The sequence below is a fragment of the Sphingobacteriales bacterium genome, from assembly GCA_012517435.1.
Lineage (GTDB): Bacteria > Bacteroidota > Bacteroidia > CAILMK01 > JAAYUY01 > JAAYUY01.
The window spans coordinates 13,736-26,939 of sequence record JAAYUY010000193.1; the positions used below are offsets into that span (position 1 = coordinate 13,736).

At 38.2% G+C, this 13,204-nt stretch carries 8 protein-coding genes; 5 read left to right on the forward strand and 3 right to left on the reverse strand.

Translation table 11 applies throughout. From position 1 onward, the window contains the following. The first annotated feature begins 19 nt into the window (after positions 1-19). Together GX437_10880 and GX437_10885 are read left to right on the forward strand one after the other, a co-directional pair. The gene (locus tag GX437_10880; GenBank protein ID NLJ08165.1) at positions 20-4,051 is read left to right on the forward strand and encodes an amino acid adenylation domain-containing protein; all 4,032 of its coding nucleotides are present in this window, start codon (positions 20-22) and stop codon (positions 4,049-4,051) included. Beyond that, a complete protein-coding gene (locus tag GX437_10885; protein ID NLJ08166.1) occupies positions 4,044-4,835 on the forward strand; it encodes a 4'-phosphopantetheinyl transferase superfamily protein in 792 nt (263 codons plus the stop codon). The genes GX437_10880 and GX437_10885 overlap by 8 nt, the downstream gene beginning before the upstream one ends. Here the strand turns inward: GX437_10885 and GX437_10890 are convergent. Beyond that, positions 4,815-6,119: a glucose-6-phosphate isomerase gene (locus GX437_10890; GenBank protein NLJ08167.1), complete on the reverse strand. Its 1,305-nt coding sequence runs from the start codon at positions 6,117-6,119 to the stop codon at positions 4,815-4,817. The genes GX437_10885 and GX437_10890 overlap by 21 nt on opposite strands. 152 nt (positions 6,120-6,271) lie before the next feature. Further along, positions 6,272-7,258 carry a TAXI family TRAP transporter solute-binding subunit gene (locus GX437_10895; protein NLJ08168.1) on the reverse strand — a complete coding sequence of 329 codons (987 nt, stop codon included), beginning with the start codon at positions 7,256-7,258 and terminating at the stop codon, positions 6,272-6,274. Positions 7,259-7,423: 165 nt separating this feature from the next. Here GX437_10895 and GX437_10900 point away from each other — a divergent pair, with 165 nt between their 5' ends. The 3 genes from GX437_10900 (at position 7,424) to GX437_10910 (ending at position 12,321) form a co-directional block, all read left to right on the forward strand. Beyond that, positions 7,424-9,259 (forward strand): T9SS type A sorting domain-containing protein, encoded by a 1,836-nt coding sequence (locus GX437_10900; GenBank protein NLJ08169.1) that lies wholly within the window; start codon positions 7,424-7,426, stop codon positions 9,257-9,259. 142 nt (positions 9,260-9,401) lie between these two features. Beyond that, on the forward strand, positions 9,402-11,723 hold the full coding sequence (locus GX437_10905) for a tetratricopeptide repeat protein (GenBank protein ID NLJ08170.1): 2,322 nt from the start codon (positions 9,402-9,404) through the stop codon (positions 11,721-11,723). Position 11,724: 1 nt separating this feature from the next. Further along, positions 11,725-12,321, forward strand: coding sequence for an HD domain-containing protein (locus tag GX437_10910; GenBank protein NLJ08171.1), 597 nt, complete (start codon positions 11,725-11,727; stop codon positions 12,319-12,321). Positions 12,322-12,339: 18 nt separating this feature from the next. On the opposite strand, the gene GX437_10915 is transcribed toward GX437_10910, so the two are convergent. Then, positions 12,340-13,185, reverse strand: coding sequence for a T9SS type A sorting domain-containing protein (locus tag GX437_10915; GenBank protein ID NLJ08172.1), 846 nt, complete (start codon positions 13,183-13,185; stop codon positions 12,340-12,342). Positions 13,186-13,204 lie beyond the last annotated feature (19 nt).

Here is a 13,204-nt window from a genome sequence, read left to right on the forward strand (position 1 = left end):
TTGCTGAATTTTTGTAAAATTGAGGGAATATCAGTCAGTTGAATACAATCCATTTGCAGGAGAGGATTTGCCTTTGTGGTGTCCTTTGACGGAATCGCAGAAAGAAATATGGTATTCAACCCTACTTGGAAACGATGCCAATTGTGCCTATAATGAATGTATTGGTCTGGATTTATATGGAGAGCTGAATGTCTCTTTTTTTGAAAAAGCTGTCAGAAAAACTTTTCTCCGGCATGATTCATTAAGGGCTTTTTTTGATGTTGACGGAGAAAAAATGTTTTTTTCATCTGATAGTGAAATAAAAATAAATTACATTGATTTTTCGGGAACAGATGAAGAACAACAGCAAATTGCTTCAAAAGATTTACTGAATGAAAGGGTTTTAACTCCGTTTGAACTTTCCCAGTATCCGCTTTTCCGCATTGATTTAATTACCTTTAGCCCCCGGCATCACTTGTTTATCCTGACTATTCACCATATCATTTGTGATGGATGGTCGCTTGGAGTAATCGTTAAAGAATTATCGCAGTTCTATACGGCCATGGTAAAGGAGCAGAATTTGAAATTGCTTCCTGCTTCGCAATTTTATACATTTTCCCATGAAACTGAAGTTTTTTATGATTCACATGAATTTCAGCAAGTTGAAAACTTTTGGTTGAGACAATTTGAGCACCATATCCCCATATTAGATCTACCTGTTGAATTCCCCCGGCCAACCATCAGAACTTTTAAAGGGAACAGGGTGGATATTCTTGTTCCTGATAAAATTAATTTGTTACTGAAAAATACTGCTATCAGGTATAATGTAACTTATGTGAACCTGATGCTGGCACTTTTTGAAGCATTTTTGTCGAGAATAACCGGACAACAGGAAATACTGGTCGGCCTTCCGGCTGCTTCCCAGGCTGTTTTGGGAAAATACGATCTTGTCGGACATTGTGTGAATTTATTGCCTGTTTTAAGTAAAACAGATGACCAAAGTTTTGAAAATTTTCTGGCTAAACGTAAAAAGTATTTAATTGAAGCACTTGATAACCAGCGCATTACATTTGGCAGGCTACTGAAAAAACTTAAAATTGAACGTGATTTTTCCAGGGTGCCTTTTATTCCTGCAGTATTTAATGTGGATATGGGCATTGATGAAGGAGTTTATTTTGAAGGCATCACTCATAAACTGGTCTCCAACCCGAGAAAAGCAGAAAACTTCGAATTGTTTTTAAACATCACAGGATCTGAAAATGAAGTAATTCTCGAATTTTCCTATAATATTTCACTGTTCAGTGAAGAGCGCATCAGACAAATGGCCGAGGAATTTTTAGTTTTTTGCAGGTCGGCATGTGAGAATCCTTCAGCCATGATACATGAATTGGATATTTTGCCGGAATGGGAAAAAAAACTGGTAACAGAAGAGTGGTGTTGCCGGTATACTGACTATCCGAGGGATAAAACCGTGCATCAGCTATTTGAAGAAATTGCGGCTCAGTATCCTGATAAAATTGCTTTGGTTGAAGAAGGGAAGGTGCTCACATACAGGGAGTTAAATGAGAAATCCAACCAAGTGGCTCATTTTTTAATCAGCCTTGGAATCAGGCCTGCTTCCCAGATTGCTGTTTGCCTTCATTCATCGTTTGATCTAATTATTTCTGTTTTGGCTGTATTAAAAACGGGTAGTTCCTATGTTCCGGTTCCTACCGATTATCCGGAATTCAGGCTTAAACATATTCTGAAAGAAACCCAACTTAACATTTTTATTAAAACAAAAGCATTTCAGCCGGAAATACTTAAAAACATTGATTATCTGGAAATCAATACAGACGAACTACCTGATCTGACACCATTTCCGGTGACAGCTGTTTCTGCAGAAGCAGATCCGCTTAGCCAGGCTTATATCATGTTTACTTCAGGATCAACCGGAGAACCAAAAGGAGTTTGTATTCCACACAGGGCAATCGTCAGATTGGTTAAAAACACTGATTATATTGAATTTACTGATGATCTTGTATTTCTGCAGGCCTCAAATATCGGATTTGATGCTTCAACTTTTGAAATCTGGGGTAGCCTGCTCAACGGATGCACCCTTGTTTTGATGCCGCCAGCTAAAAAGAGCCTCTCAGAACTTGCAGACGCTATTGTGAAAAATCGGGTGAATATTCTATGGCTTACTTCCGGCTTATTTTCGCTGATGGTTGACCATGAAATTGATTCACTCACAGGGCTGAAATATCTGCTTGCCGGAGGAGATGTACTTTCTGTCCCTCACGTGCTGAAAGCACTGGGAATACTTGGACCGGGTAAAATAATCAATGGATACGGACCAACGGAAAACACGACCTTTACAACTACCTTTCAGGTTAATGAAGCCAGTCAGATTGTGAACAGTGTTCCTATTGGTAAACCTGTCTGCAACTCAGGTGTATATATTCTTGATAATCATCTACATCCTGTTCCTGTTGGTGTTAAGGGAGAGCTTTATACCGGAGGCGATGGACTTGCCTTATGCTATCTGAATAACCCTGAACTGACTGCAAAAAAGTTTATTCCTAATCCTTTCTCGGCTGATCAGAATGACAGATTGTATAAAACAGGGGACATTGTGAGATGGAGAAGTGATGGAAATATTGAATTTATCAGTCGCTATGATGAACAGGTTAAAATCAGGGGATTCAGGGTTGAACCAAATGAAATTGAAAAAAATATTCTGCAGTTTCAGGAAGTTTTATCCTGTGCCGTTGTGGTCAAAGGGGAAGATGCGATAAATAAAAAGCTTATTGCTTATGTGGTTTTTAAAAATAATCAGGCAAATGAAAATGATTTGAGGGAATATCTTGCAACCCGTTTACCCGACTACATGATCCCCTCATTGTTTGTCAGATTAGATAAGCTTCCGCTTAATGAACAGGGAAAAGTTGACAAAAACAGTCTGTTGGCTGAAAAAATTGTTGTTCAGGAAAAAGGAAAACCCATTGCACCGGTCAGTAAAATTGAGAAGAAAATCAGCGAAATCTGGATGAATCATCTGGGTATAAACGAAATCAGCATCACAGATAATTTCTTTCACTTAGGAGGCAATTCACTGGTGGCTGTACAGATTCTGGCTGAAATTGAGAAACATTTTTTCATTAAGTTACCATTAGCTGTATTTTTTGAAAATTCAACCATCCGAAGTTTAGCCAAAGTGGTTGCTTCCAAGGCAGAAGCTGTGTCGTGGCAGCCGCTGGTTCCCCTGAATGCAAAAGGAACCAAAACCCCTCTTTTTCTTGTTCATGGGGCAGGTATGAATGTCGTTCTGTTTGAAGCATTGGGCAAAAACTTATCTTCTGACCAACCTGTTTATGCACTTCAGGCGAAAGGGCTGGATGGAAAATCCGAACCTCCTGAATCTATTCAGGATATGGCCAGTTATTATATATCTCAAATCATTCAGGTTTGCCCCGAAGGCCCTTATTCTATTGCCGGATACAGTCTGGGAGGATATATTGCCTACGAAATGGCACAGCAACTTACCAGAATGGAAAAAGAGGTCAGATTTTTAGGTGTTTTTGATACAGATTCTTACATCAATGGCTTTTATTTTATTCCTGAGAATGCAGGGTTTCTGGAAAAAATGATTCTTTTTCTTTTTCATCATTTCTGCCGCATTATTTTTCTATCTGGTGTTTTCTTCAGACAACCCTTACATTTTTTAGCCGAAAAGAAGAGAGTGCTTGCCATGAAGTTAAAACAAAAAAGATATGCGAGGTTGAAGCAATCAAATGTTTCTCAGGTATTTGAAAACCCAATGGAAAAAATTGAACAGGCGGGAATTCATGCATTGTCAAAATATGAAATTCAGGAATATCAGGGCGATTTGTATCTGTTTAAGGCAAAAAACCAGACGTACTATATTGCTGACAGTAAATATTATGGCTGGAAAAGGTACGTAAAGGGGAATGTCTATTCCATAACAATTCCCGGAGACCATGCCGATATGTTTAGTCCGCCCAATGACGCTTATTTTGCTTCTGTTTTACAGGATTGCCTGAATCAGGTGAATAAAAAGAAACATGGGTGAAAAATACATGCTTCAGTGTAATTCAATACCTGAACTGATTTTCAGGAATTCTTCTTCCTTTTCACAAAAAAATGAAACCTCTGTTCTGTTGTTTTTTCAGAAAGAAATTTTAAGGCCTGATACATTATTGTTTTGCCTGAGTGATAATGAACTGCAACGCTATCAGCATTATTACTTTCAGAAAGATAAGTACAATTTCTTATTGGGTCGGTTTTGCGTGAAATCTGTTGTAAATCAATGGTATCATATTGATTTGGCGGATATTGAAATCGTACAGCAGGATTCACACAACAAACCATTCATTGACCTGCACAATCATCAGTTTTTTTTCAATATTTCACACACGTCTGATATTGTGGCTGTTGCAGTTTCTTCCTCCGATGAGGTAGGTATTGACATCGAAGCCGGTGCTAATACAAAAGGGTTTCGTCTGGTGATGAATTCATATTTCACTGAAAATGAAAAGTATGTAATTTTAAACTCTGCCAGCCCTGAAAATGTATTCAAGCAAATATGGTCAAGAAAAGAAGCTGTTGTGAAGTTGCTCGGAGGCCAACTGCTCGATCAGATAAAATCATTTGATGTGAGTAAGGAATCATACATTTTTGAAGAAAAACTAATTCCTCTTCAGCCTGAGATCATCTATCTTCATTCCTTTGAATTAGGAGAAAATGTTTCTGGTTGTGTGGCAAACACAGAAAAAAACAAGGAGATTTCGTTCTATCTTGTTGATAATGATATGATCAGATTATGGTCGGAAAGATTAAAAACCCGGCTTACCTAATAATGTAAACATATTCTTTTTGTAAGCCTCAACTCCCGGCTGGTCGAAGGGATTGATATCATTAAGATAACCGCTGATTGCACAGGCTGTTTCAAAGAAATAAATCATTTGGCCGAGATAATATTCATTAAGCGATGGAATGATGACTTCAATATTGGGAACATCTCCTTCGATATGAGCCATCTGGGTTCCTTTCATGGCCTTTGCATTGACAAATCCGAGTGTTTTACCGGCCAGATAATTCAAATCATCATCATTATTCGTAAATGACGGTATCTCGACACTTTTGGCAGGCCTGACAATGTTCAGAACCGTCTCAAACATCAGCCTTTTGCCTTCCTGAATATATTGACCAAGTGAATGTAAATCAGTCGTAAAGATAACGCTTGCCGGAAAAAGTCCTTTTCCTTCTTTTCCCTCACTTTCACCAAATAATTGTTTCAGCCATTCCATAAAGTAAAACATTTGGGGCTGATAGGTTACAAACAATTCAATAAGATAACCTTTTTTTTCAAGGCTCATGCGGGTCAGAGCGTAGTCGTTTATCAGCATTTCTGGAAGATGATGATGGTCGTAATATTCCTTCATCATCCTTTTTGCCCCTTCAATAAGATTTCTGATGTTAAATCCGGCTGCGGCAATTGGGAGAAGCCCAACGGGTGTCAGAACCGAATATCGTCCTCCGATATCATCGGGAATGATAAAAGAGGAAAAGCCGTATTGTGATGCAATTTTTCGCAAAGCACCTTTTTTTTCATCAGTAATACAAATTACCCTGTTTTTAATCTGCTTTTCACCATATTTTTCAAGCAGGTGAGAGAATAACAGACGAAAGGCAACAGCAGGCTCAGTAGTTGTTCCGGATTTGGAAATAACAATGACAGCGTAATCCACATTATTCAGATATTCCAGCAATCCGGCATGATAATCATCAGATAGATTAAAACCGGCAAATAAAATCTGTGTATAATCCTTTTTATCAAATGAAAACGGGTTGCTTAAAGCTTCAATGACAGCCCTTGCCCCGAGATAGGAACCTCCAATACCAATCACTACGATGGCCTGAGAAATTTTTCTCAGCGATTGAGCAGATTGTTCAATCGCTTCCAGAAGACTTTCAGGCATAAAGTTATCAATATGCAGCCAGCCGGTAAATTCATTTCCCGCTCCTGATTTTTCCAATAACATCCGATGACAGGAGGGTAGTTTTGATTTTAACTGCTCGTAAATTACATCAGAAATATATTTTTTACTTAACGAGGTATCTGTTTTAATTAATTCCATGATGGCTGAGTTTTGAAATAATTTGATATTCAATTTCCTATGCAAAATTAATGTTTTTTATCATTCAGCTCCGATTAATCAGGGATATTTTTAAATAAAAAAGCCCGGCAGTGTGATTACTATCGGGCTTGAGATTTTAAAGTGATAAAATGTCAGGGAAGATTGAATACCTGTTTGGCAACAGGATGTATTTCCCATTTGACATCACTGAAGTTAAAGTCAACCTTTTTCCAGTTGGGGTGTCCTTTTTCCTGTAGTTTGCCAATATTATTTTTAATAGAAGTGAGCATACGTTTTAAAGCTTCCTTATCTTTGGGCGATTCTTTTGAAATGTCGCTGACCAGCAGAAGTCTTACGCCAAGTGTTTGAACATCTTCTTTTAACCAGTGGTAAGTGCCTGCAGGAATGCTTGACTGCACATAGTATTCTGTCAGTTTAGGATGGGTTACAGGGATGAGTTTCAGTTGCTCAAAGGTGGGTGAAAGCCCGTTAAGGTTCAGTACCGGTGCAGAGCCAACAAAGAAAAAGGCATCTATGTTTTTATTGAGTAAGGCAGGCAAAGCATCTTTGATATTCAGGTCAAACGGAATCCATTCAATACCAGTTTTATCTTTAATAAAATTGGCAGTAACGGCTGTTCCCTGTCCGGCAGAGCCTATGGCAACTTTTTTACCTTTCAGGTCAGTTAATCCTTTGATTTTAGATGATTTTAAAGTGATCAGGTGAATCTCTTCAACTCCAAGAGGCATCAGCATCAGAATACTATCAGTGCGTTTGGCATATTTCTTAATGTCTTTCAATTGTTCATTAACCAACACATCGTATTGCATAAAGGCAACCATGGGTGTTGTGGATTTGTAAAGTCTGTTGAAGTTGTGCTGGCTTCCGGTTGAGGTCAGAATTTCAACGGCTGGCGTGATTTTTTTCTTTAAAACAATGGAATCCTTATCGTCCCATGTGGTAGTAAAAACAGTGTCGAAGGTTACAATGTCACCGACAACAGACCTGATATCATTACCCATCTGATAGTAGGAACCTTTTTCAAAACCAGTAATGATCTGAATTTGTCCCAATACTGACCTGACAGAGAGTAAACCCGTAAAAATCAATAGAAGTACAAGTGTTTTAGCTGTTTTCATAAACATACCTTTTTAAAATGTTTGATTTACTTAAAATTATTCGACCAAAACGCACGAATTTTCATTGCAAAAATATGGTAATTCAGAAAAAAATCAATCACACGAAAAAATATTTTCTGATTTTCTGTAAATTTGCTGATTATTTAAAAGTTAAATTTTAAAGTTATGGTAAAAAAAATATTGCTATTTATCGTATTAGCCTTGTTTGGGCTGAATAATCTGAATGCCCAGTGTTTTTTCAAAACATATTCGACAGAACTGCTGAATGAATATCACGAAGGCTTTTACGTAACACCAAAAGGAAAAATTGTCTGTCGCTTTTTTGACGGCTTCTCCTTCTTTGACGGTTCAACATGGAAAAACCTTCAAACAACTGCTATCCCTCATGGAAATTCTTTGGCGATGGAGGAAAACGGAACGGTTTGGCTGGGATCATTTTATGCTGGCCTTACAAAATTTGTGGATACCAACAACATCACCAATTACGATACTTCTGACGGCCTTGCCTCAATGGAAATTCAAGTGATTAAAATTGCACCTGATGGAAAAATCTGGATTGGTCATTACGGAGGAGGTGTTTCGGTATGGAATGGGACTTCATTTACGGTTTATGATACCACTAACGGACTTTCTGATATGTTTATCAGACAGATAGCATTCGATAAAAACGGAAAGGTCTATATTGGCAGCATGAATGGAACGGTTGATGTTTTTGACGGGATTAAATTTACCAAAATGAATCTTCCTGCAAATGGAGAAATAAATGACATTGCTATTGCAGATAATGGAGATATTTATATCCTGACCTACGAAATGACAAGCTACATGGATGTTGTTTACAGGTTTGATGGAAATAAATGGTACCAGCTTAATTTTACAAAACTCGGAGCTGAACCTTCCATTAATAAAATCCTGACAGATCAGGCAAATCATTTATATCTGGCAAGTTATAACGGATTACTGAAATTTGATGGGAAAAATGAATCACTCTACACCCAAAACAGTGGTTTATTTGCTGATAATGTGTCAAACATGGGCATCACGGAAGACGGAACAATTTATCTGACTTCCAACACAGGTATTACAGAATTCAAACAGGCAACCACCTTTGTGATAGACATAAAGCAACCCAATGGTAGTACGTATGATGGAAAAATAGTGGTATTCAAAAAAATGAAAGGAGTCAAAGCATTTACTCAGATAGCCAGCCAGTCTTACACTGCCAGTCCGGCTGTGATAACCGTAAATACTACCGGAGACTTTATAATACTTGTCGAACCCAATGCTTCGGTTAATCCTGATCTGGTTGGGACCTATTTCGGAGATGTTGACATTTGGGATAAAGCCACCGTTGTTCAGAATCATTTTTGTGAATCGAAAATTGATACCTATGCCGTAAAAGTTATTCAGATTCCGCCAATGCCTAAAGGGAAAGGGTATATAAGTGGAACGGTAAAATCTACTGATGGCACGAGAGGAGTTGCAGAGCCCATTAAGGATGTTGACGTTACCCTTAAAAAAGTACCTGGTGGAGTTATCGTAAAAAAGACCAAGACAAATGACAATGGCGTTTATGAATTTACCGAACTCGATACGGCTACTTATGCCATTTTCGTTGATATTCCGGGTCTTCCTCAGGATACCCCCAGAATTGTGAAAATTACCGAAACGGATACTTCTTTCAAAAACCAGGACTATAAGGTGGACAGCACAGGTATTAAAGCCGGAGACTTCAGTGGAATCAAAGAAAAGAGAAATGATTTCAAAGCTTCTGTATATCCCAATCCATTCAGCGATAAGTTGTTTGTCAGGTTCTTTAACAATGGTATTACCTCTGTTGAAATAGTCAATATTTCCGGGGAGGTGGTGCGTTCGTTTAAAGAAACCGGACATGGAGAAAAGATAATGACTATCAATTTCAGCGATCTTCCTCATGGCCTTTATGTGCTGAAAATCAATAATGGCGAAAAACTTTCTGTATTTACAGTGAGTTCTTATTAAAACAGTTTTTCAAAACTTAAAAGGGTTGGTTGAAAAAACACCAGCCCTTTTTTTATTTGCTTAATTATATCCGATAGCTGTATATTGTGGTGCATTTTTTTGTTAAAAATTCTGATTATTTTCAGCGATTAAACAGTTTCTGATGAAGATTCGATGGTTAACTGGTATCCTTTTACTGTGTTTTCTTTTCAACAACACAATGACATTTTCACAATCAAAAGATAGCCTGCTGAAGGTTTTAAAGGAGGCAAAAACTTCCAGAAAGGCTGAGGTCTATCTTCAACTCTCTGATGTGGTAGTAAATGACTCTGCTGAGTTGGGTATTTTTTATGCCAACAAAGCTTTGGAACTGGCAAAACGTTTTAAAAACGAGAAAGAAATTGCTGATGCCTATTTCCATCTGGGTGATGCCTATCTGAATCTGAATGATTTCCAAAATTCATTGCAAAACTATATTAAGTCGTTGAATATCAGGAAAGAATTGAAAGATTTTAAAGATATTGCTGCTGCTTACAATGGTATTGGAATGGTGTTTTATCTTCAGGGCGAGTATGATAAAGCCATAAAATATTTTACAGCTGCCTGGCAAAATGATAAAAAAGCCAATGATTTTGAAAATGCTTCCAAAAGATTGAATAACATTGGAATAGCATATAAAAAAATGGGAGACTTCGATAAAGCCATAGAATATTACAATCAGGCTTTGAAAATTGACAGGGAAAATAATTTTGAAGCTAATATAGCCATAGACCTGAATAATATCGGAGCCATCCACAAGGCATGGGGAAATTACGAAGAAGCATTGAAATATTATACTGACGCACTCGGGATAGATAAAAGAATCGGCAAACCTGCCGATGTGGCCATTGACATGAATAATATCGGGATGGTTTATTATTCTCAGGGAAAATATGATAAAGCCATAGAATATTATATGCAGGCGCTTGAGATTGTCAAACAAAGCGGAGATGAAACGCAGGTTTCCAATTATCTGACCAACATTGGTTCCGTTTACGACACATGGGGACAGTTCGAAAATGCCCTCGAATACTACACCAAAGCACTGGAACTCGATAAAAAGCTGAACAATGAAGCCAGTGTGGGAGGCGACTTAAACAATATCGGTTCCGTTTATTTTTCAATGAAAAAATACAGGGAAGCTGTCAGATACTATGAAGAAGCGCTTGAAATATTTACCCGCATGAAGCAGGAAGGGGCGGTTGCCGTCATCCTGAACAATCTGGCTTCGGTTTACAAGGCTTGGAAGCAATACGAGAAAGCCATTCAATATTACAACAGGGTGCTCGAAATAGATAAAAAACAGGGGCGACAGGCTGATATTGCTGTTGACCTGAATAATCTTGGACTTGTGTATTATGACCGGAATGAATATGCTTCTGCTCTTTACTATCATCAGCAAGCCCTTGAGCTGGCTGAATCCATTAAGGCAACACCAATTATACTAAGCTCATACGGATATCTTTCTGATGCATATTTCAAAATGGGGAACTACAAAGAAGCATTGAACTTTTACAAACGTTACACTTCACTGAAAGACTCTATTTTTACAGAAGAAAAACACAAGCAGATTGCTGAGTTTCAGACCAAGTATGAAACCGAGAAAAACAAAGCGCAGATAAAGATACAGCAAACAGAGCTGGCCAAAAAGGATGCTGAAAACAAGCGACAAAAGGCTATTATCATTTCAGCAGGTATTGTCCTGCTGCTGGTTATCGGCCTGGTTATACAGGTTTACAGGAGCCTGCAACGAAAAAAACGTGACAACGAAATTATTGCCCGTGAAAAAGCCAAGTCTGAAGAGCTTTTGCTGAATATTCTGCCACTCAAGGTAGTCAACGACCTGAAAGAGACAGGAACAACAGAACCAGAGAGTTTTGAGGAAGTTTCAGTCTATTTTTCTGATATTGTTGGATTTACAGATACTTCTTCCCAACTGGAGCCAAAGTTTTTGATCAATGAACTGAACGAAATATTTACTGCTTTTGACGATATTATGGAAAAATATCAGTGTGAGAGAATCAAAACTATAGGGGATGCATACATGGCCGTATGCGGAATGCCTGTCCGCAATGCCAATCATGCAGAAAATATTGCCAGAGCAGCCATCGACATTATTCATTACCTGACCGAACGCAATAAAAATTCTAAAATTCAATGGAGGGTGCGAATAGGCATTAATTCCGGAAAGGTCGTAGGAGGGATAGTCGGGGTGAAAAAATATATTTATGATGTTTTCGGAGATACCGTCAATACAGCATCACGTATTGAAAGCAATGGCAGTCCCATGCGTATCAATTGTTCCCATTCCACCTACCTGCTGCTGAAAGATAAATTCAACTTTATTCCCCGTGAACCGGTTGAAGTGAAAGGAAAAGGGATTCTTAAAATGTATTTTCTTGATTATGAGTCAGAATTTGTAAAAGAAGATTTGCAGACAGTTTAATATGCACTATCAAAAGCTGGAAGAATTTGTTCTGAATAAGTTAAGGCTGGAACTAGACCCGCGGTTATATTATCATGGGATTCATCATACCCTTGATGTGCTTTCTGCCTGTCGCAAAATTGGCTTTTCTGAAGGAATACATGGGGATGAAATGATTTTATTACAGACTGCAGCTTTATTTCACGACATGGGTTTCATCCGACAATATAAAGGTCATGAAGAAGTTTCGTGCCAGCTTGCAGATGATATTTTACCCGGTTTTGGATACACCCGCAATCACATTCAGATTGTAAACGAAATGATAATGGCCACCCAGATTCCCCAATCACCAAAATCTTTACTGGGACAAATCATTTGTGATGCTGATCTCGACTATCTTGGCCGGAATGATTTTGAACCTATAGCTCACAGTTTATTTAAGGAACTTATGGCATTTCAGCTGATTAGCGGAGAAGAGCAGTGGAACCGGATTCAGGTCAGCTTTATCAGCAATCACCGCTATTTTACTCAAACAGCCATTTCTCTTCGGGAAGAAAAGAAACAAATCCAGCTGAAACGATTGAAAGAGATAGTTGAGGCCTATGATTCGAAGTCCTGAAAAGGAATTTTTCAGAAATCACCAGACAATTTTCCCGCTAATTTCAGCATCCCCGATCTGAATACGAACAAGGTATATCCCTTTTGGTAAATCCTGAATATCAATATCATTTCTTCCGGATTCAAGACAAAATTCCCTGATTGATTCCCCCATCAGGTTATACAGATTACCATTTGCATGACTGATATTATTTCTCAGAAAAATCAGCACCTTTTCTCCACTTCTGTATATGCTGACATATTGGTCTGCATTTTCAGCAAGAGAAGAGAATGTTTGTCCGGCAAGGATTTTTTTACCGGGATGGCTTTCGTATGCAAAATCTTTTATTACAACAGTGTCGGCATTTTTCGATACACTCAACCGTGCCCATCCATAGTGCCAGTCGTTTCCTATTTTAAATCGTAATCCAAGATATTTTTCAGAGCCGCCTCTCCACTTCCCCAAAGTAATATTTTGGGATCCCAATACGGCTTTTTGATAAAGAAGGCCGTAGCTGCTGTCTTCCCAAACTCCCTGGTTTTCATCAATTAAGTCATTTTTATTGAGTGGCCTTGGATAAAACATTAAATAGGTGCTTCCGCTTGAGGATACTGTCAGGGTATCACCCAGTGCTTCGTTACCATTTAATGTTTGAACCCCTCCGATATTCATGAAAAACGTTGAATAATAAAAATATTTTTCCTGAACTATTTTAAAATCAGGAACACTGTCTTTATTCATGTCGAGCAGGTAACTGGTATCAGATAATATGATATCCGGGTCGATATCAGTATAAATAATCTGTCCATTGGCAGCATTTCCGGCAACCACCAATCCGGCTGCCAATGCTGAATATGATTTTAATTTACGGTCAAAGTCTGTCATTATTTGAATTTTATGTGAT